Source organism: Paenarthrobacter sp. NPDC089322 (genome assembly GCF_040684895.1).
Taxonomy (GTDB): Bacteria; Actinomycetota; Actinomycetes; order Actinomycetales; family Micrococcaceae; genus Arthrobacter.
The window spans coordinates 304,932-329,775 of sequence record NZ_JBFBGW010000004.1 but is presented as its reverse complement, the minus strand read 5'-3'; the positions used below and the strand labels follow the sequence as shown (position 1 = coordinate 329,775).

Annotated in this window: 24 protein-coding genes; 9 read left to right on the top strand and 15 right to left on the bottom strand. The window is 64.0% G+C overall.

Features of this window, described 5'->3' with window-relative positions; translation table 11 throughout:
- Window positions 1–116: 116 nt before the first annotated feature.
- From AB0N65_RS07195 to AB0N65_RS07165, 7 genes are all read right to left on the bottom strand, one after another.
- Entirely contained in the window at window positions 117–269 is a 153-nt protein-coding gene (locus AB0N65_RS07195) for a hypothetical protein (protein WP_364159572.1), read from the bottom strand.
- A 23-nt stretch (window positions 270–292) separates the two neighbouring features.
- Window positions 293–1,378, bottom strand: coding sequence for a YihY/virulence factor BrkB family protein (locus AB0N65_RS07190; protein ID WP_364159570.1), 1,086 nt, complete (start codon window positions 1,376–1,378; stop codon window positions 293–295).
- Window positions 1,305–1,982, bottom strand: coding sequence for a 2'-5' RNA ligase family protein (locus AB0N65_RS07185; protein WP_364159568.1), 678 nt, complete (start codon window positions 1,980–1,982; stop codon window positions 1,305–1,307). The genes AB0N65_RS07190 and AB0N65_RS07185 overlap by 74 nt, the downstream gene beginning before the upstream one ends.
- A 4-nt stretch (window positions 1,983–1,986) precedes the next feature.
- Window positions 1,987–3,141, bottom strand: a complete 1,155-nt coding sequence (gene trpS / locus AB0N65_RS07180; RefSeq protein ID WP_364159566.1) for a tryptophan--tRNA ligase — start codon at window positions 3,139–3,141, stop codon at window positions 1,987–1,989.
- A gap of 20 nt (window positions 3,142–3,161) precedes the next feature.
- Window positions 3,162–3,995, bottom strand: a complete 834-nt coding sequence (locus AB0N65_RS07175) for an exodeoxyribonuclease III (RefSeq protein ID WP_364159564.1) — start codon at window positions 3,993–3,995, stop codon at window positions 3,162–3,164.
- Between the two features lie 10 nt (window positions 3,996–4,005).
- Window positions 4,006–4,572, bottom strand: coding sequence for a hypothetical protein (locus tag AB0N65_RS07170; RefSeq protein ID WP_364159562.1), 567 nt, complete (start codon window positions 4,570–4,572; stop codon window positions 4,006–4,008).
- Window positions 4,573–4,643: 71 nt separating this feature from the next.
- Window positions 4,644–5,678, bottom strand: coding sequence for a LacI family DNA-binding transcriptional regulator (locus AB0N65_RS07165; RefSeq protein WP_364159560.1), 1,035 nt, complete (start codon window positions 5,676–5,678; stop codon window positions 4,644–4,646).
- Window positions 5,679–5,813: 135 nt separating this feature from the next.
- On the opposite strand from AB0N65_RS07165, the gene AB0N65_RS07160 reads away from it, so the two are divergent.
- Together AB0N65_RS07160 and AB0N65_RS07155 are read left to right on the top strand one after the other, a co-directional pair.
- A complete protein-coding gene (locus tag AB0N65_RS07160; RefSeq protein WP_364159558.1) occupies window positions 5,814–6,938 on the top strand; it encodes a C45 family peptidase in 1,125 nt (374 codons plus the stop codon).
- A 34-nt stretch (window positions 6,939–6,972) separates the two neighbouring features.
- Window positions 6,973–8,298, top strand: a complete 1,326-nt coding sequence (locus tag AB0N65_RS07155) for an MFS transporter (protein ID WP_364159556.1) — start codon at window positions 6,973–6,975, stop codon at window positions 8,296–8,298.
- 27 nt (window positions 8,299–8,325) lie between these two features.
- Here AB0N65_RS07155 and AB0N65_RS07150 read toward each other — a convergent pair whose 3' ends face one another.
- From AB0N65_RS07150 to glyA, 5 genes are all read right to left on the bottom strand, one after another.
- Window positions 8,326–9,159, bottom strand: a complete 834-nt coding sequence (locus tag AB0N65_RS07150; protein WP_364159554.1) for an ABC transporter permease — start codon at window positions 9,157–9,159, stop codon at window positions 8,326–8,328.
- Window positions 9,156–10,022, bottom strand: a complete 867-nt coding sequence (locus AB0N65_RS07145; RefSeq protein ID WP_364159552.1) for an ABC transporter permease — start codon at window positions 10,020–10,022, stop codon at window positions 9,156–9,158. Before AB0N65_RS07145 ends, AB0N65_RS07150 begins: the two co-directional genes overlap by 4 nt.
- A gap of 21 nt (window positions 10,023–10,043) precedes the next feature.
- Window positions 10,044–10,973: an ABC transporter ATP-binding protein gene (locus AB0N65_RS07140; RefSeq protein WP_364159550.1), complete on the bottom strand. Its 930-nt coding sequence runs from the start codon at window positions 10,971–10,973 to the stop codon at window positions 10,044–10,046.
- Between the two features lie 150 nt (window positions 10,974–11,123).
- Window positions 11,124–12,017 carry a bifunctional methylenetetrahydrofolate dehydrogenase/methenyltetrahydrofolate cyclohydrolase gene (locus AB0N65_RS07135; protein ID WP_364159548.1) on the bottom strand — a complete coding sequence of 298 codons (894 nt, stop codon included), beginning with the start codon at window positions 12,015–12,017 and terminating at the stop codon, window positions 11,124–11,126.
- A gap of 135 nt (window positions 12,018–12,152) precedes the next feature.
- The gene (gene glyA, locus AB0N65_RS07130; RefSeq protein ID WP_364159603.1) at window positions 12,153–13,454 is read right to left on the bottom strand and encodes a serine hydroxymethyltransferase; all 1,302 of its coding nucleotides are present in this window, start codon (window positions 13,452–13,454) and stop codon (window positions 12,153–12,155) included.
- 230 nt (window positions 13,455–13,684) lie between these two features.
- Here glyA and purU point away from each other — a divergent pair, with 230 nt between their 5' ends.
- The 3 genes from purU to AB0N65_RS07115 all read left to right on the top strand — a co-directional run bounded on the left by purU (window position 13,685) and on the right by AB0N65_RS07115 (window position 15,818).
- On the top strand, window positions 13,685–14,533 hold the full coding sequence (gene purU, locus AB0N65_RS07125) for a formyltetrahydrofolate deformylase (protein ID WP_364159546.1): 849 nt from the start codon (window positions 13,685–13,687) through the stop codon (window positions 14,531–14,533).
- 25 nt (window positions 14,534–14,558) lie between these two features.
- Entirely contained in the window at window positions 14,559–15,224 is a 666-nt protein-coding gene (locus AB0N65_RS07120) for a class I SAM-dependent methyltransferase (protein WP_364159544.1), read from the top strand.
- A 72-nt stretch (window positions 15,225–15,296) separates the two neighbouring features.
- On the top strand, window positions 15,297–15,818 hold the full coding sequence (locus tag AB0N65_RS07115; RefSeq protein WP_364159541.1) for a gamma carbonic anhydrase family protein: 522 nt from the start codon (window positions 15,297–15,299) through the stop codon (window positions 15,816–15,818).
- A 70-nt stretch (window positions 15,819–15,888) separates the two neighbouring features.
- Here the strand turns inward: AB0N65_RS07115 and AB0N65_RS07110 are convergent, their stop codons facing one another.
- Both AB0N65_RS07110 and AB0N65_RS07105 read right to left on the bottom strand, forming a co-directional pair.
- Window positions 15,889–17,577 carry an FAD-dependent oxidoreductase gene (locus AB0N65_RS07110; RefSeq protein ID WP_364159539.1) on the bottom strand — a complete coding sequence of 563 codons (1,689 nt, stop codon included), beginning with the start codon at window positions 17,575–17,577 and terminating at the stop codon, window positions 15,889–15,891.
- Window positions 17,574–19,004 (bottom strand): amino acid permease, encoded by a 1,431-nt coding sequence (locus tag AB0N65_RS07105; protein ID WP_364159601.1) that lies wholly within the window; start codon window positions 19,002–19,004, stop codon window positions 17,574–17,576. Before AB0N65_RS07105 ends, AB0N65_RS07110 begins: the two co-directional genes overlap by 4 nt.
- A 195-nt stretch (window positions 19,005–19,199) precedes the next feature.
- On the opposite strand from AB0N65_RS07105, the gene alr reads away from it, so the two are divergent.
- From alr to AB0N65_RS07090, 3 genes are all read left to right on the top strand, one after another.
- The gene (gene alr / locus AB0N65_RS07100) at window positions 19,200–20,432 is read left to right on the top strand and encodes an alanine racemase (protein ID WP_364159537.1); all 1,233 of its coding nucleotides are present in this window, start codon (window positions 19,200–19,202) and stop codon (window positions 20,430–20,432) included.
- Entirely contained in the window at window positions 20,422–22,020 is a 1,599-nt protein-coding gene (locus tag AB0N65_RS07095; RefSeq protein ID WP_364159535.1) for a PucR family transcriptional regulator, read from the top strand. The genes alr and AB0N65_RS07095 overlap by 11 nt, the downstream gene beginning before the upstream one ends.
- A 162-nt stretch (window positions 22,021–22,182) precedes the next feature.
- On the top strand, window positions 22,183–22,443 hold the full coding sequence (locus AB0N65_RS07090) for a hypothetical protein (protein WP_364159533.1): 261 nt from the start codon (window positions 22,183–22,185) through the stop codon (window positions 22,441–22,443).
- Here the strand turns inward: AB0N65_RS07090 and AB0N65_RS07085 are convergent.
- Window positions 22,440–23,285 (bottom strand): carbon-nitrogen hydrolase family protein, encoded by an 846-nt coding sequence (locus tag AB0N65_RS07085; RefSeq protein WP_364159531.1) that lies wholly within the window; start codon window positions 23,283–23,285, stop codon window positions 22,440–22,442. The two genes, AB0N65_RS07090 and AB0N65_RS07085, sit on opposite strands and share 4 nt — an antisense overlap.
- Before the next feature lie 315 nt (window positions 23,286–23,600).
- Here AB0N65_RS07085 and AB0N65_RS07080 point away from each other — a divergent pair, with 315 nt between their 5' ends.
- Window positions 23,601–24,791 (top strand): ROK family transcriptional regulator, encoded by a 1,191-nt coding sequence (locus tag AB0N65_RS07080; RefSeq protein WP_364159529.1) that lies wholly within the window; start codon window positions 23,601–23,603, stop codon window positions 24,789–24,791.
- The last annotated feature ends 53 nt before the right edge of the window (window positions 24,792–24,844 follow it).

Genomic DNA, 24,844 nt, shown 5'->3' with positions numbered 1-24,844 from the left:
GGTGCGTCAAACGCTACCTCGCCCGACGGATCTACCGCACACTCAACGCCAACAGCCTCGAACCGTCGCTACGTTGACAACCATAGAAGAGTCGCTCTGCTGCGACCCAGTTGGGGCTATTCCCGCCGGGGCCCCGTCGCCGCTCCGACCAGGGCCCCCAAGCCGAGGCCCAACAGGATCCCGACGAAGGGTGAATTGAAGATGAGCTGGCCAACGATGAGACCTGCGGCCGCTCCTAGCAGGCACGCGATCCAGAGTTGGGTATTCATGGCACCTCCATGGCCGGGAACCGCTACGTCTGAGGCGTGGCCCGGCGTGAACCGAGGACCTTTTTGCGGGGGGTCTCCCCCGCTTGAAGATCTGCTTCACGGATGGCGGACCATGAAGCCGACACGAGGTAGGCCTGGCTCACGAGGTTGAACCAGATCAGGAGGCCGATGATGATCGCAAACGATGCCAGGACAGGATTGTTCCCCGCCCGGGCAAGGAGTTCCGTGCTGAAAAACTGCAGCACCGTGGTTCCGACGCCGGCCAGCACCACACCCTCGAAGAAGGCTTGGCGCCCCAACTTAAGTCCACCAGCAATGTGGAACAGAACTGCCGCCGTCGCGCAGTTCAACAGCAGGGGAACCACGATCTTGACGACGGCAGCCACCGGCGCCGCTACCGCCTCATCCAGCCTCAACAGATCGATGAGCCAGTCCGCAGCCGTACCAAAAACCAGCGAGGCACCGGCGCTGACCACGAGGATCACGCCGAGGAGCAGGAGCGTTCCGGCGTCGACGAGTTTTTGGAGGATCGGACTGCGTTGGAGGGGATCGGCGTCCATGACGCCGCGAAGGCCCTCCCTCACACTCGCTATCCACCCGAGGGAAGTGAAGATGGTGACAGCCGCCGCGATCACCGCAGTCCAGCCAAGACCGGACGGATTGAGCAGGGTCTGCGGATCAACCAGGCCCTCGCCGCCATTCACTTGGAGGAGCCCCGGGGCCGCAGCCGCCACACTGCTGATAACCGCGTCCACGAGGACCGGGTTGCCGCCAAGGACAATGCCCGCGATGGCAAAGCCGGTAGTGAGGAGGCCCGTGACGGAGAAGAACATGTTGAAGCCAATGCCCGCGCTCAGCAGGGGTCCGTGCTGACGTGTGTAGTGCTGGAACGAGCGCATGGCGCGGTTGGTGGAGAGCCTGGCGAGCAGGAGGGCAAGGAGCGCTCCGGCCTTCTTCGGCAAGCCTTCACCGGCCCGTTTGGCGTGGCCCCAATCCTGCCGTTTGTGCAGCAGTTGCAGCTTGAGCTTGGCAAGCTCAGTTGGCAGTGGAGGACTGTCCGCCTGAGGACGTTGATTCCGCCTGCTGCGTTTGGTCAATGTCGCCGCCAAAGTCGAGCTCTTCCCGTAGCTGCCAAATTCCATTGGTGTCGTGCTCGTAAAGTCCCATGCTAACCACAGGGAAGGTGGCCCGGTAATCTCTGAGGACCGTTTCGGCCTCATCCAGGTTTTCCTGGGCGACGTCGTGTGCCACGGTGACGTGTGGATGGTAGGGGAAGGGAAGTAGCCGCTCGAGGGGACCCGTCTGGAGTTTTTCGTGCAGCTGCACGCACTCTTCGAAGCCCTCTTCTACATTGACGAAGACCACGGGTGAGACCGGACGGAAGGAGCCGGTGCCGGAGATCGTGATGGTGAAGGGCTCCTGCGTGCGGGCGACTTCACGCACATGGTTCCGGGTTGCGGCCCAATCCTGGGTGGGAGTGGTGGTGATGAGCGTGATGTGCGCAGGAATGACTTCTGCCATGGGGTCGCCGAAGGATGCGCGCCACTCCTGCAATTCCTGCGCGATCTCCGGCGGGAAGCCCAGGATCACACCCACGCACATGACGTCACCGGCACCACAATCGGTGCCGGTGACAGCCGGCTGGCGGGAATCGTCCGGACCGGCGCCGTGTCGGGCGTCGGTCTTGACGTTGAGCTGGCCAGCGGCGCACATGGGGTTAGCGGCCTCCCTGGTCGCCGGGCTTGTGGTCGCCGGGCTTGGCATCGCTGAGGTTGGCGCCGACGCGGTACGCAGCGCCACGGTACGGCAGGAAGCCGACCTTGGAGTACACGTCCGCCAGCGTAGCGGAAGCAATCTCACGGGCTTTGTCCGCTCCGTGGGCCAGGAGACGGTCCAGTTCCGCAGGATCCGCCAGGAGCTCATTGGCCCGCTCACGGATGGGCGCCAAGTGTCCGGAAACCAGTTCGGCAAGGTCTACCTTCAGGTGCCCGTACATCTTGCCCTGGTAGTCGGCCACGATCTTTTCCACCGGTGTGCCGCTGATGGCGGAGTAGATGGTCAGCAGATTGGAGACGCCCGGCTTGTTCTCGCGGTCGTAGCGGATCTCGGTCTCGGTATCGGTCACTGCGGACTTGATGCGCTTGGCCACGGTCTTGGGGTCGTCCAGCAGGTTGATCAGGCCCGCAGGGGACTCGGCGGACTTGGACATCTTGGCCGTAGGGTTCTGGAGGTCGTAGATCTTGGCCGATTCCTTCTGGATGAAGGCCTCGGGAACCTGGAACGTCTCCCCGAACCGGCTGTTGAAGCGGTTGGCGAGGTCCCGGCTGAGTTCCACGTGCTGCCTCTGGTCTTCACCAACGGGTACGCCGTGCGGCTGGTAAAGCAGAATATCGGCGGCCTGCAGGATGGGATAGGTGAACAAGCCAACGCTGGCGTGGTCCGAACCCTGCTTCTGCGCCTTGTCCTTGAACTGGGTCATCCGGCCCGCTTCACCCATACCGGTGATGCAGTTCAGGACCCACGCGAGTTGTGCATGCTCGGGAACCTGGGACTGGACGAACAGGGTGCATTTCTGAACATCCACGCCGCCTGCAATGTACTGCGCGGCAGTGACCCGTGTGCGGCGGGCGAGCTCGGCGGGATCCTGCGGAACGGTGATGGCATGCAGGTCCGGAATGAAGAACACGGCGTCGTACTCGTCCTGCATGCGGACCCAGTTCACCAGGGCCCCGAGGTAGTTGCCGAGGTGCAGGGAGTCCGCAGAGGGCTGCATGCCGGAGAGGACACGGTGCTTGGCACCGACTGCGAGCTTGGTGGAGCTCACGGAACTCACGGTGGGCAGTACGGCAGCGTCTGTTTCAGCAGTAGTCATTGGGAAAACTTTCGTCAAGCTTAGAGCCGGTAGTCAACTACCAGCGGTGCATGGTCGGAGAAGCGGGTGTCCCACGAAGGCGCCCGGTCCACAACGGCCGAGAAAGCGGCTGCGGCAAGTCCGGGGGTGGCCAGGTGGTAGTCGATGCGCCAGCCTGTGTCGGTGTCAAAGGCCTTGCCGCGCTGGGACCACCAGGTGTAGGGGCCGGCGACGTTTCCTGCCAGGCCCCTGTGGACATCCCTCCATCCGATTTCTTCACCGAAGAAGTGGTCAAAGTACGCCCGCTCCTCCGGAAGGAAGCCGGCACGCTTGACGTTGCCCTTCCAGTTCTTGATGTCGAGTTCAGTGTGGCCGACGTTGAGGTCTCCCACCACAAGTGCGTGATCACTGTGCTTGGCGAGCTCGGGGAGACGCGTGGTCATCGCGTCGAGGAAGCGGTACTTGTCGTCCTGCTTGGGTGTGCCGGCCTCCCCGGAGTGGACATACGCGCTCACCGCCGTCAACGTGGTGGCTTCACCGGCCGCGTTCCGCAGGGAAAAGTCGGCTTCTACCCAGCGTCCTGCTGCATCAAAGTATTCATCGCCGTTGCCAACGCGCGTGGCTGTTGGCTCCTCACGGGAGGCGATGGCCACACCTGCACGCCCCTTCGCCTCAGCTTCGGCATGGAGGATGTACCAGCCTTCACCGATCAGCGAGTTGACGACGTCGTCAGGTGCACGGACTTCCTGGAGGCAGAGGATGTCTACCCCGCGTGGCTCCAGCCATTCCGCCATGCCTTTTTTGTAGGCGGCCCGGAGGCCATTGACGTTGACTGACGCTACGCGAAGGAAGTCCTTCTTCAATGCCGTACTCACCCGCTCTACTCTAGTCGATGATGGTGCCGGCCACGGGCTCGTCCGAGCCCCCGGAGGACTTGATCATGTCCCTGGCGTTGGTGGACGTGATGGCGATGGTTTCCAAGGCGCGGTTGATGGTGTCCTGGTTGGCTGCGGCGCCCTTGGCGCGCTCCTCTTCCACAACGCGGACCTGCACCTGGACGATTTTGAAAGAGTGGTCCAGCTTGAGGTCGCGGACGTCGTCGGCGCGGCTGCGTTCGGCCACCACACGAGTGCCGCCCACGTCAGCGGAGGACGACGACGGCGCGCGGCCGGCGGCTGCTGCAAACGCATTTTGCGCCTCGGTCAACTTGGCGCCCGCCCGCTTCGCGGCGCGCTGGATGCTGAAGACGACGAACGCCGCCAAGGCGAGCCAGCCGAAGGAAACCACTGCAACTACCCAGCCCACGACGTCGTTCTGGTTGGCCGCGAAGATTACGGCTACCAGGAAGGCGATCATGACGACAGTCATCCCCAAGCCGCCGATGCGGAAGCCCTTGAAGAGGCCCCTGCCGGAAGAGGACGTGGACGGGTGCGGGTCACCGAGAGATTGCATGTACCAATTGTCGCAAACCTGCGGAGGTGCCCGTGCCCGCTTCCACGGACGGCGAACACCGTTGGGCTCCGTCAGGGGGTGGTTGATTCCCGTTGGATGAACCGGGCATCCAACAGGATGGGCTCAGTCCCGGATGTTCCCTCCATGAGATTGCAAAGACTTTGGACCAAGGCAGCGGCAGCCGCGGGAATGTCCACGTCAAGGGCGGAGATCGGCGGCTGGTTCTGCCTGCTGTGCTCTGAATCCGAGCCGGTGCACACCAAGAGGTCCCGCGGTATCTCCACACCACGTTCCTGCATCTCCTGCGCCACGCCGGAGGCATGCCTGCCGGTGAGGCAAAACACGGCATCCGGCACACCTTCCTCCCACAGCGTGCTGCCGGCTTCCCGGCCGCCTTCAACTCCGGCCCGCTCCGGCACGTGATGCACGCGGGGTTCCCGGCCAGTCTCCTCGCACCAAGACACGTAGGCGGCTTCGCAGTCAAGGTTCCACGCGTTCGCATCGGTGCCCCCGACGTATGCGATGCTCCCGGCTCCCGCCGACGCCAAATGGTCCATGACGCGGCGCGTGGAGGCAGCGTCATCATGTGCCACCCAGTTCCGGAAGCCGGGCCGTCCGGGGTCGCGATCCCAGGTGACATAGGGAATTCCACGCTTCTCCAGGAGAGCCACCACGGGATCGTTCACGTGCGGGGCGAAGACGATATAGCCGTCCAACGACATGGAAAAGGGCGGCAAGGGCCCTTTCGAGAGGTCCGGTACGAGCATGAGTCCAAGGTTGCGGTTGAGGGTCTCCGCCGCCGCGGCGCCGGCGAGTTTCATGAACACATCAACACCGTTCGGCCCGTAGTTGCCCAGGCTGTCCAGGGAACGGAACACCAGCCCGATGGCGTTCATGCGGGAACTGCGCAATCCGCGTGCCATGGCATCAGCGACGTATCCCATCTCCGCAGCCACCCCCCGCACGCGTTCCCGGGTGGCGGCGCTGATGGCCCCTTTCCCGTTGAGGGAGTGGGAAACCGTGGTGATGGAGACACCTGCCTTGCGGGCAACGTCCCAGATGGTGGCGCCTTGTTGAAGTTCACGTGACTGGATTCCGCGGCTCATGATGGTGTTCCTTCCGGCATCGGTGACGGCGGGTTTCGAAAACCAACAGTAAAACTTTGGCGCGGGCTACACAAAAACGTTTTTGTTCCGTACTTTGAGCGTCACATTCGTGATCCACCTCATCTAAGGAAACCCATGCAGCTTCACCGTCACATGTCCATAGCGCTCGACCCCCGCGAGCGCGGCCTGGACATCGGCCGCACCTGGGCGGAGCAAACACGCCGCACAGCCCGGCTGTACAGCGATTTCTTCGCAACCCTGGGCGTAGCGGGCCAAAAAGTCCGCACCATCGCCGAAGGGAGCCACGAGGCCCTCCGGAATTGGAGCCCGGCATTGGCCGAAGAGGCAGAAGGCTGGGCCGCCGGCGCCGGCCTCACCACGTGGGAACTGAGTGTGGTCAATGCCCGGACGGAGATTCTGGTCGCCGCTCCGAAGAAGGCGGGCGGGCATGAATGCTCGACGGCGGTCTACGCCCCTGCCGCTGGAGGCGTCCCGCAAACACTGCAAACGTGGGATTGGCATCACGACCTCACCCCGGATGGCTTGCTCCTGGCAGTGACTCCGAACCCGGGCTGGACTACCAAGTCCTTCACGGAGTTCGGGACGCTTGGCAAGATCGGCGTCAACAGCGAAGGGCTCGGCCTGCACTTCAACATCCTTGCCCACGCCAGTGACAACGACTCAGCAGGTGTTCCCGTCCATGCCGTAGCCCGCCGCATCCTTGATGAAGCGTCCAGCATCACTCAAGCCATCGCCATCGCGTCGTCTGCGAGGGTGAGTGCTTCCACGGTCTTCACCGTGTTCACAGCGGGCAGTGAAACTCCGGCGAACGTCGTCACCCAAGCAACCACACCCCAAAGCAGCCCACCGGGGGCCGTCAGCATCGAGGTCTCTCCCGCCGGCACCGCCGTCGTACATGCCGGCAGCGACGGCTGGCTGCTTCACACCAACCACTTCCTTGATCCGGTCCTGGCGCAAGGCGACGCGATTGACGACGGCGCGTTGTCGCCGCAGCGGTTGGCGCACCTCGCGGCCGTGCGGGCGGACCTGGCCGGCCACGGGGTGGCCGACCGGGCCAAGCAGTTCTGTTCGTCCGAGGGGGCGGCGTCCGTGGTGTGCTTCCATCCCGACGCCTCGGTCCCCCGGCACGAGCAGTGGCAGACGTTGCTGACCGTCAGCATCGACGCCGGCGACGGTTTGCTTGCGTACGCGGCGGCCAACCCTGCCGATGCCGCCGCCAGCGGATTCCACACCTTCTGATCCCCAACCAAAAACCCCAACGAAAGGCACTTCCTTGCCACCATCACTTCAGCCCAATGTCGCGCTGGAACCGGACGACCCGCAGGCCAAACGCCCCGTGTCCGCAGCGCGTACGTTCTTCGTTTCATGCTTTGGCACAGCTCTGGAGTTCTATGACTTCACGATTTACGGCCTCGCAGCGGCCTTGGTGTTTCCCCAGGTCTTCTTCCCTGACCTGGACCCACTCACTGGAACGTTGGTGGCCTTCGCTTCCTTCGGCGCCGGCTTCCTTGCAAGGCCCTTGGGTGGCATCGTCCTTGGACACTTCGGTGACCGCCTGGGCCGCCGCAAGATCCTGATCCTCACGCTCCTGCTGATGGGCGGCAGCACTTTCCTTATTGGCTGCCTGCCGGGTGCGGACACGATGGGCGCGGCAGCACCCATCCTCCTGATTACGTTGCGGCTGGTCCAGGGTTTCTCCGCCGGAGGTGAATGGGGCGGGGCCGCGTTGGTGGGCATCGAAGCCGCTCCCGCAGGCCGCCGTGGTTTCTGGGGAAGCTTCACGAGCATGGGCATCGGCCTGGGTGTGCTGATGGGTTCGGGCGTTTTCTCGCTGACTGATTCCGTGGCAGGAGGCGACGTGGCAGGGTTCGCCTGGCGGATCCCCTTCTGGATCGGCGGCCTGCTGGTAGTAGCTGGTTTGATTGCCCGGTTGACACTCCCCCAAGACGAACGTCCTTCCGGCACGGAGGCGCCCCGCATCCCCCTCCTTGCCGCCATCAAGTCGCATCCCCGCCAGATCCTGATGTCAATCGGTGTCAGCTACGGCTACAACACGTTCACGTACGTTGCCACGGTGTTCCTCATGTCCTACGTGCTGCAGAAGGGCTACACGGGCAGCGAATCGCTCCAGTTCCAGCTATGGGGTGCGGTTGCCAGCGTGGTTTCCGCTCCGCTCGCCGCCGTTCTCTCGGACAGGATCGGCCGGAAGCCCGTGATGGTGGGCGGCGCGGTGATGCTCATCATCTACTTCCTGGCGTTCTTCCCCGCCATCGAGACACACATCGGCTGGCTGGCGCTGTTCATGTTCACGCTGGGCGGTGCGCTCAACACCGTGCCCCAAGGGCCGCTGCCCGCATTCCTCGGCGAACAGTTCCCGGCGTCATCGCGGTACTCGGCCATCTCGGCCAGCTACCAGATCGGCTCGGCGCTTGGTGGAGGAACCGCCGCAACAATTGCGACGGCGTTGCTGATCGCCACCAACGGTGACCCGATCGGCGTCGTCATTTACACGGTGGCTGCGCTGGCAGTGCTGGGGCTGTGTTCCTGGGGCCTCCGCGACAACGCCAAGCTGACCATGGAGGAGATCGAGAACAGCTAGGGGCGGCGACGGCTGCGCCGGCCGTTCCTATTTCAGGAACAGCTGGCGCAGCCGTCCCGTGGTCAGCATGATGCCCAGGGCGATCATCACCAGGTAGTAGCCCACATGGATGGCAGTGGCCGGGCTGAACGAACCCACGCTGATCTGCCGGAGCAGTTCCACCCCGTGCCACAAAGGCATGGCCTGAATAAACCATTGGATGGGCTGCGGGTAGACACTGAGCGGGTAGAACGTGGCGCTGAACAGGAACATCGGGAGCAGGAAGAAGTTGATCCAGTCCATCTGCTGGAACGTCTTCATGAAACTCGTGATGCCCATGCCGAAGCTCGCGAAACCAAAGGCGATCAGCACGGACGCCGGGATGACCAAAATGGCCCACCACGTCGTCAACAGCCCCATCACGCCCATGACCGCCGTGAATCCTGTGGCGTAGAGAAGCCCACGCAGTAAGGCCAGGAAAATCTCTCCCATGGCAACGTCCAGCGGGCCCAGCGAGGTGTACAGCATTCCCTGGTACAGCTTGGCGAAGTTCATTTTGAAGAAGACGTTCCAGGTGGAGTCGTAGATGGCGCCGTTCATGGCCGAGACCGCCAACAGGGCCGGGGCGATGTAGGCCGCGTAGCTGATGTCCTGGCCACCTGGGCCTTGCACGGTGCCCACGATCGAGCCCATGCCCACGCCCATGGCCAGCAGGAACAGCACCGGTTCAAAGAAACCGGAGACCATCACAAGCCAAGTGCTGGACTTCGCTGCCGTGAGGCCGCGGGCCACCACCGCCTTGGCGTTCCGGGAGTACAGGGAACCGAACTTCCGTTGCCGGGCCACGTCCGTAGCGCTGTGCCCGCCCGTCGGGATGCTCACGATCCCATCCTCTTCACGAATTGGCGCCGGGTCAGGATCCAGCCGGCCGTTGCCGTCGCTACCAGGAAGACCACATGAACGATGGTCAGCAAGGGGTTCTCGTCCATGCCATACGTGAAGACCCGCCCCAACTCCGTGCCGTGCCACACCGGGGACAGCCAGCCGATCCAGCGCACGGCCAGCGGCAGCGAGTCCAGCGGAAAGAACGTCCCCGAAAACAGGAACAACGGCATCACAATGAACCGCTGCACCAGCGCGAACTGCCCTTTGTCCTGCGTGATGCTGGAGGCGTACGCCATGAGGGGCAAACCGAAGGACAACGCGGCCACCGTCGCGACTATCGCCGACACCCAACCCCATGGCCCCGGCGAGGCTCCGAACATGGCCACCACGGCAAAGTAGACCACCGACTGCAGCAGGAACCTCAGCGTGCTGGCCATAATGTGCCCGCTCGCGATCTGCTGCGGCACCAGGGGCGAGGCGTGCGGTCCGTAGAACACGCGTCGCCACTTGAACCCGTCCATGATCGGGTACGAGAACTCCGCGGATGCAGTCATGACAGCCGCGGACACCAGCAGCGCGGGGGCTACGAATTCGAGGTAGCTCACGCCGCCAAAGGTCGCTTGGCTGTTGGCGTCCACCAGGCTAGCCAGGCCCACGCCCATGGCAAAGAGGTACGCCACTGGCTGCCCCACGCTGTAGAGCACCACGGTCCAGCCGTAGTTGCGCATCACCCGCAGCACCTGCTCGGCGTAGAAGAATGAACCCCAGCGTCGCGCCCTGGCGGCCGAGACGGCAGGTGAATGGGCCCGCAACGGCGGATCCGCCGTCGTGATTGGCCCGTTCGTAGCGTCAGTCAACATTCCCCCATATCAACTGTTCCCCTAATCAACGAGGCTCCTGCCGGTCAACCGAAGGAACACGTCCTCCAACGAAGAGCGGCGCACCAGCGACGTCAGCGGCCGTAGCCCGCGCGCGGAGACCTGCTCCAGCGCCGCTTCGCCGTCGTGTGCGTAGATGAGGACGCGGTCCGGCAGCGTTTCGAGCCGCTCGCCGATGCCTTGGAGCTCGACGCCGATAGTCCCGTTCCGCTCGGAACCGAACCGGAGCTCAAGTACCTCGCGCGACGAATGCTCGCGGATGAGGCTGGCGGGTGACCCTTCAGCCATGATCTTGCCCTTGTCCACCACGATGAGGCGGTCGCAGAGTTGCTCGGCCTCGTCCATGTAGTGCGTAGTGAGGATCAGGGTGACGCCGCTTTCCTTCAGCCGGAAGAGGCGGTCCCACAGGATGTGGCGGGCTTGGGGATCCAGTCCCGTGGTGGGTTCGTCGAGGAGGAGGATGCGGGGCTCATTGATGAGTGAACGGGCGATGGTCAGGCGCCGCTTCATGCCGCCGGACAGAGCGTCCACCTTGGATTTCGCTTTATCGGTGAGCTGGGCGAACTCAAGCAATTCATCGGCCTTGGGGCGCAGGTAGCTCAGCGGCAGGCCAAAGTAGCGGCCATATACGATCAGGTTTTCGCGGACCTTGAGTTCTTCGTCGAGGTTGTCCTGCTGCGGCACGACGCCCAGGTGCGCCCGTACCTCCGGACCGTGCGATTCGGGGTCCAGTCCCATGATGTTCAGCGTCCCGGACGTGCGCTGCGAGACCCCGCCGATCATCTTCATGGTGGTGGACTTGCCGGCACCATTGGGTCCCAGCAGGCCAAAGGACTCCCCTGCCGGGACGTCGAAGGAGATGTTGTCCACGGCTGTGAGCTCGCCATAGGTCTTGGTGAGGTTGCGCGCGCTGATGACAATGGGTGGGTTCATGGCCAAGCCGGATTGCGACGATGCAGCTTGCGTCGCAGAGCCGATTGCTTCATTGTGCACCCTCAGCACACTAATAGCGCCCCCTGACATGTGAAAGGGCTCTTGCAGAATTTCTTGCAAGAGCCCTCTCACTTCATGTTTGGTAAGGGACTAGGCCATCCCGGCCTGGCGTTCAGCTGTCTCCACCACGTTGGCCAGCAGCATCGCGCGCGTCATCGGACCAACACCGCCCGGGTTCGGGGACAACCAGGCGGCGACGTCGGCAGCTGCCGGGTCCACGTCTCCGGTGACCACAGCCTTGCCGTTGCCGTCGTCCACGCGGCTGACGCCGACGTCGAGCACGATTGCGCCCGGCTTGAGGTCCTCGGCCTTGATCATGTGCGGCACGCCTGCTGCGGCAATCACGACGTCGGCCTGCTTGAGTTCCGCGGGCAGGTCCACCGTTCCGGTATGGGCAAGAATGACCGTGGCGTTGACTTCCCTGCGGGTGAGCAGGAGGCCAATCGGACGCCCAATGGTGACGCCGCGGCCCACGACGAGCACCCGCTTGCCCTTCAGCTCAATGCCGTGGCGGCGCATCAGCTCCACGCATCCCTTGGGCGTGCAGGGCAGCGGAGACTTCATCTCGCCGCTGACGTTTGCCACCAAACGGCCCAGGTTCATCGGGTGCAGGCCGTCGGCGTCCTTTTCCGGATCCATGGCTTCCAGGATGACGTCCTGGTCGATGTGCTTGGGCAGGGGCAGCTGGACGATGTAGCCGGTGCATTCAGGGTTCTCGTTAAGCTCCTGGACCACTTTGAGGAGCTCTTCCTGGGAGATGTCCTCCGGGAGGTCCCGACGGATGGACTGAATGCCCACTTCAGCGCAGTCCTTGTGCTTGCCGCCGACGTACCAGGTGCTGCCCGGATCGGAGCCCACCAGGATGGTGCCCAGGCCAGGGACAATTCCCTTGGCGGCGAGGACGGAAACGCGTTCGGTCAGTTCGGCCTTGATGGCTGCGGCGGTGGCCTTGCCGTCAAGGATCTGTGCGGTGGACTGTGTCATTCCATCTGCTCTTTCTGGTGGGTGACCTATGAGGAGGCTCATGCCAACGGGACCCGCCGCCGGAGGTATGGCGGCGGATCCCGTTGACTCCGGTTCAGTGCCCGGGTGTTGCTTGTTCAGCTTGGGAGAGGCTGTTTACCACTGCTCGTGCTGCGGGTACAGCGGGAAGTCGGCAGCGAGCTTGTCGACGCGGGCCTGCAGGGCTTCGACGTCCGCAGCGGTGCCGGCCTTCAGCGCGGTGGCAATGATCTCAGCGACCTCGGTGAACTCTGCGGCACCGAATCCGCGGGTAGCCAGGGCGGGCGTACCGATGCGTAGGCCGGAGGTGACCATGGGCGGGCGGGGGTCGAACGGAACAGCGTTGCGGTTCACGGTGATCCCCACGGAGTGCAGGAGGTCCTCGGCCTGCTGGCCGTCCAGCTGCGAGTTGCGGAGGTCCACGAGGACCAGGTGGACGTCGGTGCCGCCGGTGAGGACGGAGACGCCTGCCTCGGCAACGTCGGCCTGGTTCAGGCGGTCAGCGATGATCTTGGCGCCCTCGAGGACGCGCTCCTGGCGCTCCTTGAATTCTTCGCTGCCGGCGATCTTGAAGGCAACGGCCTTCGCGGCGATGACGTGCATGAGCGGACCGCCCTGCTGGCCCGGGAAAACGTTGGAGTTGAGCTTCCTGGCCCACTCTTCCTTGGCAAGGATCACGCCGGAGCGCGGCCCTGCGAGGGTCTTGTGCACCGTGGACGTCACGACGTCCGAGTGCGGGACCGGGCTCGGGTGCAGGCCGGCTGCTACCAGGCCGGCGAAGTGTGCCATGTCCGTCCAGAGGAGCGCGCCAACTTCGTCGGCGATGGAGCGGAAGGCTGCGAAGTCGAGGTGGCGCGGGTAGGCGGACCAGCCGGCGATGATGACCTGCGGCTTCTCAGCAATGGCCTGCTCGCGGAGCTTGTCCATGTCCACGCGGAAAGTGTCTTCTTCAACCTGGTAGGCAGCTACGTTGTAGAGCTTGCCGGAGAAGTTCAGCTTCATGCCGTGGGTCAGGTGGCCACCGTGTGCCAGGGAGAGGCCGAGGATCTTGTCGCCCGGGGTGATCATGGCGGACAGTGCTGCGGCGTTGGCCTGCGCACCGGAGTGCGGCTGGACGTTGGCGTACTCGGCACCGAAGAGGGCCTTGACGCGGTCGATGGCGAGCTGCTCGGCGACGTCGACGTATTCGCAGCCGCCGTAGTAGCGCTTGCCCGGGTAGCCCTCGGCGTACTTGTTGGTCAGAACGGAGCCCTGGGCTTCCATGACGGCGCGGGGCGCGAAGTTCTCGGACGCGATCATTTCCAGGGTCCCGCGCTGGCGGCCAAGTTCCTGGTCGAGGACTGCTGCAATTTCGGGATCGAGTTCGGCGAGCGACTGGTTGCTGACAGACGCGGAAGTTGTGGTGGTAGACACGGAAATCTCCTGGCTAGGCAACGGTGGTGCTACAGGTCAGGCTACCGGCAGCGGCATTCCCTCGTCCCCTTGATTACGGGAGGCATCGGTCACGTGCATGCAGCGGTAAGACATGACCCTCGGCCCAGGCGTACGATCCGTGGTCTTCGTGATTGCCGCTCCCTGGTGGTAGTCCACCCAACGCCAGTTGCGACCCGTTAACAGTACAACAACGCGGCGCAGGTAGGCTTGGTCGTGTGACTGACTCCGCATTTGTTGTGACCCTTTCCTGCCCCGACCGCCCCGGCATTGTTCATGCCGTTGCGGGAGCCCTTCTGGGGGCTGGTTGCAACATTGCCGATTCGCAGCAGTACGGAAGCCCCACCACCGGTAACTTCTTCATGCGCGTGGAGGCAACGACGTCGAGCCCACAGGCGGAACTGGCAGCCGCGCTGCGGCCGGTAGCCGAATCGTTCGGCATGACGTGGGAGATCAACCCCGTGGGCAAGAAAGTCCGGACCATCATCATGTGCTCCAAGGACGCACACTGCCTCAATGACCTCCTGTTCCAGCAGCGCTCCGGTACTTTGCCCATCGAGGTGCCCGCCATTGTCTCCAATCACCGCGACTTGGAGGAGCTGGCCGAGTTCTACGGGATCCCGTTCCACCACATTCCCGTCACAGCGGAGACCAAGCCGCAGGCTGAGGCCCGGCTCCTGAAGCTCATCGCCGAGCATGACGTCGAGCTGACCGTCCTCGCCCGCTACATGCAGGTCCTCTCCAACGAGCTGTGCACGGAGTTGAACGGCAAGGCCATCAATATCCACCACTCCTTCCTTCCATCCTTCAAGGGTGCCAAGCCGTACCACCAGGCCCACGCGCGCGGCGTGAAGATCATCGGCGCCACGGCGCACTACGTCACAGCCGACCTCGACGAGGGGCCGATCATCGAGCAGGAAGTCATCCGGGTGGACCACGCCCGGACCGCAGCCCAGTTCGTCCAGATGGGCCGCGACGTGGAAGGGCGCACGCTCGCCCAGGCGGTGCAGTGGCACGCCGAGCACCGCGTGCTTTTGGATGGCACGCGGACCGTGGTGTTCAACTAGGTTCCGGCAGATCTACGCTGGGGGTATGCAAGGGCTCCCGGAAGCCGACCATGAGGCAGACCTGGCCGTCTACTATGACCGGCACGCCGGCGTACCCAACACCCGTTCGCTGACTCCGCCCCGCGTCGAATGCCGTGAGTGGTTCGTCCGGCTCTTGAAGACCGAGCAAAGGCATTCGTTGCTGGAACTCGGTTGCGGCACCGGTGTTGAAGGCGTGGAATTCGTGCGCGCTGGTTTGCACTACACAGGCGTGGATTTGTCTGAGGAAAGCGTCCACGTGGCCAGGGCTCACGGGCTTGATTGTTCGGTGGCCAGCGGCCGCAGCCTTCCGTTCGCTGATGCCTCGTTTGAGGCAGTGTGGACCATGAGCACCCTGCTGCATGTCCCCAACAGCAGGATTCACGACGTCGTCACTCAACTTGTGCGGGTCAGCGCGCCTGGCGCGCCGGTCGCCGTCGGGCTGTGGTCCGGCGAAGACGTGGAAGTGCACAATCCCGAGGACCTGGAGGAACCGCGGCGTTTCTTCAGTCGCCGCAGCGACGACACCGTGCGCCGGATCTTCGGGGAGCACGGCACGGTCGAGCATTTCCGGACGTGGCCGGAGGGCGTCGGCGTTGAGTCAGGGCCGGGGGCGGGCAACTGGACCCAGCACTACCAGTTCCTTATCCTCCGCACCCCTCATCCCAACTAGGTCGCATTAGTGCACGTTTTGAGCCGTCATAACGCGCACAACTGCGACCTAGTTGGGAACTAAGCTGGGCTCATGGCTCCCTCTTACACTTTCGCCGGGGATACTCCGGCCATCCATGACACCGCCTTCGTGGCACCCACGGCTTCGATCATCGGCAAGGCCACTTTGGCTGAGGACTCGAGCGCGTTCTATGGCGTCTCCGTCCGGGCCGATACCGCCGCGATCAGCTTGGGCGCGGGCTCCAACCTCCAGGACAACGTGGTCCTGCACGCAGACCCCGGCTTTCCCTGCACGGTCGGCGAGCGCGTTTCAGTGGGACACAGCGCAGTGGTCCATGGCTGCACTGTGGAGGACGACTGCCTCATTGGAATGAGCGCCACGATCCTCAACGGCGCGGTGATTGGCTCGGGTTCCTTGATCGCTGCAGGCGCCGTGGTCCTGGAGGGCACCGTGATTCCCCCGCGCTCCCTGGTAGCTGGAGTGCCGGCCAAGGTCCGGCGTGAGCTCACGGATGAGGAGTTCGAGGGTGTGAAACGCAACGCTGCCCACTACAGGGAGCTCGCTGCGGCGCACAGGGAGATGCACGGGGCGTAGAAACGCGAATGCGGGGCCTGCTCTTCATCCCCACCGAGTGGTTGGCGCGCAGAGCAGGCCCCGCAACGAGTTAGTCCAGGGAAATCGGGCCGAGCTCGTCCAGCAACTCGCCCGGACCCGGGTTTCCAACAGCAGATGATCCACCCAGGTGGTTCACCACGCCCCACACGGCGTTCAGGCCCGTGGTTACAGCGCCCTCAGCCCAGCCGGCCGTGAAGGAGACGTCGTCCCCGGCCAGGAAGATCCCACGCTGGCTCTCCGGCAGCTTGTCCTGCTTGAAGTGCGTGAACAGGCGCTGCTGGTACCGGTAATGGCCCGGCAGGTTGGCCTTGAAAGCGCCCATGAAGTTGGGGTCCGCTTCCCAGGACACGGTAATCGGCTGCCCCACGATGTGGCTGGCAATGTCCACGCCGGGGTAGATCTGCTCCAGCGAGTGGAGCATCAGCTTGACGCGCTCGTCGGCGGTGAGGGCAAGCCACTTCAAGGCGTCGTCGTTCCATGTGTAGGACAAGAGAATGACCGCGGGCTTGTCCGGACCGTCGTCGAGCAGGTACGTGGCCCGGTTGAGGCGGTCTGTGAGGGTCATCGACAAAACTTCGCGCCCGGTCGCGGGATCGATGTCCTTCCAGAAGGGCCGGTCCACCATCACGAACGTCTTGGACGACTGCATGTAGTGCGAGCGCTCGATCGCCGTCCACAGCTCCGCCGGGAACAGCGCCTCCTCGGTGTGGATCCGCGTGGACAGGAGCCATGATTGGCAGGTCGTCACGACGGCCTGGTACGACGCTTCGCGGCCCCAGCTTTCACGGACCAGGAGGTCGCCATTGTCCGCGCGGCGGATGCTGTCCACGGCTCCGCGCGGAGTGCCGGAGTGCAGCGACGCCAGCGAGGTGCCGGCCGGCCAGTGCTTAAGGTTCGACGGCGCGTGGTTCCACAGTGCCTCGGGGAGCCTTTGCGCTCCTCCCGCGATGAGCCGGTGCTGGTCGTCGGCGTCCGTGTAGACCACGCGGAGAATTTCCAGGATGGAGTTGGGGAAGTCGGTGTCCCAGCCGCCGGTTCCGAAGCCCACTTGGCCGAACGCCTCACGGTGCGCAAACCCTGCATCCTTGAAGGATTTGCTGGCCGCGATGAACCCGTAGAAGGTCTGCTCATCGAGTTCCGGCAGCAGCTCGTTCCAGAGTTCCTTGATGCGTTTGGTGTCCCTGGCCTTGATGGCGTCCTGCATCTCGGTGAAGGCGGCGCCGTCCTTGATGGCGTCCTTCCAGGCGTCGGCAACTTCGCGGAAGAACGGTGGCAGGTCTTCGGGCGTGGCTGCGTAGTGCTTCTTGCCGGCCAACTCGATCACCGTGCTTGACGTTACCGGTGCCAGGGGATTCGGGAAGTCCCTGGTTTCCAGGCCGAGCAGGTCCACGTAGTGGTAGAACGCTTTGCCGGAGACGGGGAACCGCATGCCGCCAAGGTCCGCCGTGACTTCCGGCGCGGACGGGAAGCTGGCTGTCCGGAGCCGTCCGCCGATCTGGTCGGCTTCATAGATCACGGGCTTGAGGCCAAGCTTCATGAGTTCGTACGCGGTGACAAGGCCGGAAAGTCCTGCACCGATCACGGCGACTTCCGTGCCGTAGCGATCTTCAGGAATGGTACCGAGTCCGTCGGGGTGCGCCAGGTAGTGGTCGTAGCTGAACGGGAAGTCCGGGTTCAGCATGGTGATGGGAGCCTCCGCGGGGCTCTCGGGGGTGGGCAATTCGGTGGCGATGGTCATGCGTTGTCTGCTTTCACAGTTTCCGGGCTCACGGCCCTGGTGGTCAGTTCACGGTAGTCCTGCTCGCTGAGCGCGGCTACCTTGGAGTTCCGGCGTCCATAGCCGAAGTAGATGGCAACCCCCACAAGCATCCACACGCCAAACGTGATCCATGTGTCGGCGCCGAGGTTCAACATGAGGTAACCGCACATGACGGTTCCGAGGATGGGCGTGATGGGGTACAGCGGAACCTTGAAGCATCGCTCCAGGTCAGGGCGGTTGCGGCGCAGGTAGATGACGGCAGCGTTCACCAGCGCGAAGGCAAAGAGCGTACCGATACTGGTGGCATCCGCCAGCGCACCCAGCGGGACCAAGCCCGCAGCAAGCGCGACGGCGGTACCCACTACCAGCGTCCCGGCAACGGGGGTGCCGGTTCGGCGGGAGACGCGGCCAAAGATCTTAGGCACCATCCCGTCCCGGGACATCGAGAGCAGGATCCGCGTCTGTCCGTAGAGGACTGTCAGGACGATGCTGGCGATGGCGAGCACGGCGCCGGCGGAGAACACCAGGGCAATCCAGGGCTGGCCGGTGATTTCGTGCAGGATCTGGACGAGTGCGGCTTCCGTGCCGTCGAACCAACCCCACGGGCGGGCACCGATCGCTGCGACTGCCACCAGGACGTAGATGCTGGTGACGATCACCATGGAAAGCATGATGGCCCGGGGCAGGTCACGCTTCGGGTTCCTTGCCTCTTCGCCGGCGGTGGAGGCGGCGTCGAAACCGATGTAGGAGAAGAAGACGCTGGATGCCGCCGCGGAAACGCCTGCTGCGCCCATCGGCAGAAGCGGCTCGAAGTTGCCGGCGTTGAAGGCAGTGAAAGCAACTGCGCAGAAGAAGACAAGGATGCCCACCTTGATGACCACAATTGCCGTGTTGATCCACGCACTTTCACGGGCCCCGCGCACCAGCAGGATCATCGCGAGCACTACGATCACAACGGCCGGGACGTTGACCAGGCCTCCGTCGCCGGGTGGTTGCGAGAGGGCGTCGGGCAGGACCTGGCCGAAGGCAGCCAGGGTCTCGTTGACGTACTGGCCGGCGCCGACGGCCACGGCGGCAACGGACACTGCGTATTCCAGCACGAGGCACCAGCCGCAGATCCAGGCCATGCCCTCGCCCATCGTGGCGTATGAGTACGAGTAGCTGGACCCTGCCACGGGGACGAGTCCAGCCATCTCTGCGTAGGACACTGCCGAGAAGAGGGCAGCGAGTCCAGCGACGACGAACGAGATCCAGATGGCCGGGCCTGCCAGCGGAACCGACTCGCCGAGGATTACCAGGATCCCGGTACCGAGCGTGGCGCCCACGCTGATCATGGTCAATTGCAGGACGCCGAAGCTGCGTACCAGCGGAGTGCCGCTGGCGCTGCTTCCGGCCTCGCTGACCATTTGCCCGATCGGCTTGCGGCGCAAGAGCTGCGCGCCGAGGCGTGGCCTGGCGACGCTCGCCGGGCTTGGATTTTCGGTGTTCACAGGCACAGTCACCCTTGACGTCCCTTCAAAGTAGTTTTCGATTTCCCCTCCACAAGATTGGCATGTGAGGCAGCTCTCATTGTGGTGCAAAGTGACCTATAGTGTTCAACCATGAGACGTAATGCACATCCATCATCGCCGGTGTCGGCGGCACTTTCCGGGCAGGTCACCGTTGATCTGTCCGCGATTTCAGACAATATCCATGCCCTCAAAAAGCGGTCTGAGGCACCCTTCTTCATGGCTGTGGTCAAGGGCAACGCTTATGGCCACGGACTCGTTGAGGTAGCCCGGACTGCTGTTGAATCCGGCGCAGACTGGCTCGGGACGGCGCAGCTCAGTGAAGCCATAGCCCTGCGTAAAGCCGGTATCACGGCCCCCATCCTTTCCTGGCTTTATCTGGCATCCCAGACAAGTGCCACCATCCGCGAAGCCCTCGAAAACGAGATCGATGTGTCCCTCGGGAGCGTCCGCCAACTGGAGGTGCTGGTTGGTATCGCTGAACGGCTGGGACGTCCCGGCGTCGTGCATTTGGAACTGGACAGCGGCCTGAGCCGCGGCGGCGCGCGCAAGGAGGACTGGCCTGAACTCGTGGCGCACGCCCGGCAAGCCGAGCTGGACGGGACCCTGCGGGTGAGGGGTATCTGGACGCACTTGGCGTGGGCGGATGTTCCTGCCCACCCCGGCAATGCTGCCGCCGTAGCGGAGTTCGAAGACGCCGTCCGGGAAGCGCAGGAGGCTGGCCTGAGCCCGGAGCTCCGGCACGTATCCAGCTCAGCCAATATCCTGGACCGACCCGAATTCCACTTCGACATGGTCCGGGCAGGCCTCGCAATTTACGGGCTGGCCCCTGCAGACCATCTGAATCCGTCGGACTTCGGGCTGCGTCCAGCGCTGACAGTCACCGCCCCGCTGGTCATGGTCAAGAAGGTGCCCGCTGGTACGGGAGTCAGCTACGAGCACCAGGCCATTACCTACGAACCCCGCTACCTCGGACTCATCCCGCTCGGCTATGCGGATGGCATTCCCAAGGGCATCAGCGGCCGCTCGGTGGTGAACATCGCCGGCCGCAGCGTGCCCGTGATCGGCAAGGTCTGCATGGACCAGTTCATGGTGGACCTTGGCCCGGACGCGTCCGGCATCGACGTCGGGGACACCGCCGTCCTATTCGGCGATCCCCGCAGTGGTGCCGCGAGCGCCGACGATTGGGGTGCCGCGATCGGCAGCCACGGGGACGAAATCATCAACAGGATCGCGCCGCGGCTGCCACGTGCCTACTCGACTACCGCCTACCAGTGCCCCGATTACCAGGAGCCGGCCGCCGCCGGGCAGGGCAATGTCGCCTGAGCCCGCCAGCGCCCGCCTGAGTTTCGTCACGCTCGACCAGTTCCTGGAGCAGCTGCCGCCGGAGTTGAAAATGCTTCACGACGGCGGCAGCGGCGCCTCGCTGCTGCGCTGGGTTGAACCGAGCGAGTTGGAGGATCCTACTCCTTACCTCCCGGAGGGCGAGTTCCTGCTCACCGCAGGGCTGCCTTTCCTTGGCAAGGGTGGCTCGGCGGCCAAGGTGGATGCGTACGTGCAGAGGCTGGTGGGCGCCAAGGTCGCCGCGCTTGGTTTCGGCATCAAGCCCTATTTCGACGCCGTTCCCGACGTCCTGCTGGACGCTTGCCGCCGGCATGGCCTCACCTTGTTCGAGGTGCCGGAGTCCCTGCCGTTCGCTGCCATCGGACTGGAGTTTTCGCAGCTGCTGGAGTCGGACAACGCCCGGGTGTTCCGCCAGTTGGCCGAGACCAACCGGCAGCTCATGCGGGCAGTCCTCTCACCCAGGCCGGAACACGAGCTGCTCGCCGCCTTGGTTCAGAGGGTGCCCGTGTGGGCCGTGCTGGTCGGGGCGGACGGGCGGGTCCGCGCGCGGGGGCACGCTGCCGGCGGCAGCACCGGCGTCGAGCATTCCCTGCTGGCACCGATGCTGGAGCGGTTACTGTCCGGCAGCGGGCCCCGCGTGGAGATGGACGGGTTTGACGAGCCGGGCTCGGCGTTGGTTGTTGGCCATCCGCTGCGGAGCACGAAGGACGCAAACCTTGGCGCGTTGATCCTTGGTTCGGACGTGCCATTGACACCCGCGCAAAACAACGTGGTGCAGTCGGCGGTGGGGCTGTTGGAACTGCTGGTGCGGCAAAGGACCAGTGGATCGTTGGCTCCGAGCCAGCTGGCCACAGCTGTGCTGCTCCACCCAGATTCCCTGACAAGTGGCGGGACCAAGCACATCAATGGGCTGAAGGACCTGCTCGCGCAAAGCCTGTCCTCCACGAGGTCTGCGCAGATGCGGGTAGTGCAGGGCATCAAGGTTGACGGCCCTGGCGGCGAGGGCCCGGTCCGTGACCTGCTGCAATGGCGTCGGTTGTTCGATACCAAACTCGTGGAGATCACCGAGTATGGATTCGTTGCCATCACGCGACTGAGGGTGGACGACTCGCTGCTTGCGGACGTCGAGAAGCTCGGCTGGAGGTTGGTCGTAGGTGAGCCTACAGAGCTGAACGGGCTGACTGACGCCTACCAGCGGGCCAGTTCGTTGCGAAGCCGGGTTGCCTCGTCCGGCATCAGTGTGCGGGCGGATGAAGTGACCTGGTCTGTGACAGGCCTGTTAGGCCGTGACGCGGGGACCATGCTGGCCGAGCGGATGCTGGCGCCTGTGTTGTCCTTGGAACCCGAACGTCGGGACCCGCTGTTGCAGGTGCTGCACGGCTGGCTCAGCGAGAACGGAAGCTGGGACGCGTCAGCGAAACTCCTCGGCCTGCACCGCAACAGCGTGCGCCGGCAGATTGGCGTTGTGGGCGAATTGCTGGATATGGACCTCAATAAAGCCCAAGTGCGTGCGGAACTGTGGGTTGCGCTGCAGTATGTGGAGGGGTTGGTGTCCGGACCCGAGGCCTAGGCGCCGGCCACCACCTAGACGATGCTGGGAACATCTAGGTAGTGGCCGTGTCACCACTCATTTTGGCCCCCTTCCCCACCTAATTGGCTGTGGGGCCATCTCCGCGATGCCTGCCGCTGTCTAGGCTTCGATCATTCGAGCCACTCCAGCGAAGGGGTTTCCATGAAGTTGCGCAAGGGTCTTTCCATCCGTTTCCTGGCCACAATTGCCGTGGTCCTGATGGCGGCCGGTTTGGTGGTGGGAGCGCTCACCGCCGAACATGGGCTGTCCGGTTCATTGTTCCTGGGGCGCCACGATCTTGCCGACGGCGGTGTGCGCTTTGAACTTGAAGCGTCCTATACGGTCATCCTGGGGGCGCTATTCACTCTGGGGCTTATCGGACTCGTCGCCCACCTCCGCAGCAAGAATCGCCCCCAATCCTAACCTTCCCACTCCTTATACAGCTCGGGCCTGCGTTCGCGCAGGTACGGGACTTCATTGCGGGCTGAATTGACGGTTTCCGTTCCCACCTCGGCGAACAGCAAAGCAGGCCCCTCCCCCGCCGCTGCGAGCAATGAGCCGTCGGGCCCTGCCACGACGCTGCCGCCCAGGAAGTTGTAGATGTCCTCATGTCCGCAGTGGTTGGCATACGCCACATTGAGCTGGCTCTCGAGGGCACGTGCGCGGATCAGCACCTGCGGCACGTTCTCGAACCCGGCTGACAACGCCGTGGGAACCAGCAGCAGTTCGGCGCCCCGGCTCGCCGCCGCGCGGACGGCTTCAGGGAACTCAACGTCATAGCAGATCAGCATCGACGTGCGGATTCCGTTGAAGTCCACGACGGCGGGAGGTTCTTGGGCGGCGACGAACGCCTTGTGCTCCTCACCGCCGAACAGGTGGACCTTCGCGTAGTTGAGCACCTCCGCGCCGTGGGCGTCTACCAAAGTAGCCGAGATGTTCCACCGATCTTCAGCGGGAGTTGGCTCCGCGACGTCGTCGTGGGTGCTCTGCACGGAGGCTTCCGCAGGCGCGGGGAGGCTATAGACCAGCCCGATCCGGTGACGACGCGCGATGTCGGCCAGGCGCTCCTTGATGCCCGGCAGCGAGGCCGGATCGAGTTCGGCGTGGAGCCTCAGGGGTGCGTAGCCCACGGGGAACAGCTCCGGTGTAAGGAGCAGTCCTGCTCCTGCTTGTGAGGCCCGCCGGGCGGCATCGTCGATGATCCGCAGATTGGCATCAGCGTCCAGGACAGAAGCGTTTGCCTGCAGGACGGATAGCAGCATCATTACCACCTTGGTTTCACCTGATCCGGCCATTGCAGGTGGCCGGGTTCTCTTGAATTCCAGAGTAGGCACGGTGGCCTGCGAGGAGCCGGGGCATTTGGACCTGCCGGGAGCCTGCTCGGGGCACTTCGCCCGCGTCGCCCGCTTGCGCACCACATTGCGGGGCCAGCGCTGCGCACTATGCGCTCGATGTGGGGCGCAGAGCATGCCCCACAAGGCGAAGGATCGGGTGGTCATGCGTTGGAGTATGTCTCGAATGATTGACCCCTTGTGTTCACTTCTTGACTACAATGCGTCTTTTGGGGCACGCTTCTTGTCATGTCCGCAATGCAGCGCTCAACGAAGAGCCACCCACGAAAACCCGGTTCGCAATCCGCGCTCCGGCACTTGAACCAACAGCGAATCATTGAGTGCTTGCTCAACGGGCCATCGACGCAGGCCGAGCTGTCCCGCCAGACCGGACTCTCCACCGCCACGGTGTCCAACATCGTGAAAATCATGCAGGACGCTGGCTTGGTCTCCACCGAGCCAACCACGAGCTCCGGCCGCAGGGCAACCAACGTGAGGCTGAACAGCAACGGTGCTGTCGCCGTCGGAATCGACTTCGGACGCCGCCACCTACGGGTGGTGCTGGCATCCCTTGGATACCATGTCATCGCCGAGGATTTCATCGAACTTCCCCTGGGCCACCAAGCGGAAGAGGGCATCGCTGCAGCGGTCCGGTTGCTCGGCCGCCTGCTGGAACAAAACGGCATAGATCCTACCGCCGTGGTGGGCGCCGGCGCCGGTATCCCTGGCCCCATCGACCGGCGAACAGGGACGGTTGCACAGGGAGCCATCCTGCCCGAGTGGGTGGGAATCGACATCCTGCACAGGCTAGAAGAAGCCCTGAACTGCCCCGTATTTGTTGACAACGACGCCAATCTGGGTGCGTTGTCGGAGGTGACGTGGGGCCCCCACAGCGGTGTCCCAAACCTGATGTTCCTCAAGATCGGTTCGGGTATCGGTGCGGGGCTGATCCTCAACGGTGCCCCCTATTACGGAAACGTGGGCATCACGGGCGAAATCGGCCATGCGACCATCCACGAACACGGGCTGGTTTGCCGGTGCGGGAACCGGGGCTGCCTGGAAACCATCGCGTCCACCACCACCATGATTGAGCTGCTAGGCCGCGGGCAGGAGACGCTCCTGACCCCGCAGGACATTGTCCGAAATTGCCTGGCGGGAGACTCCGCCACCCAGCGCGTGGTGGACGACGCAGGCCTGGCAGTGGGGCGCGCACTGGGGAATGTGTCCAACCTGATCAACCCTGAAGTGATCGTGGTGGGCGGTCCCCTGGCCGGGCTGGGCACCCTCCTACTGGACCCTATTCGGCGAGGCCTCGTCAGGCATGCCGTGCCCGTTGTAGGCGAAACAACGCACTTGGCAATGTCTTCCCTCGGCGCCCGCGCAGAGGCGCTAGGCGCCGCCGCATTGGTGTTCCAGCACGCAGGTATTACCGGTAGGTAACGAAATCGTTAGCTGGCTTATGCGTTCAAGTCTTGACGACAAGACGGGTGATC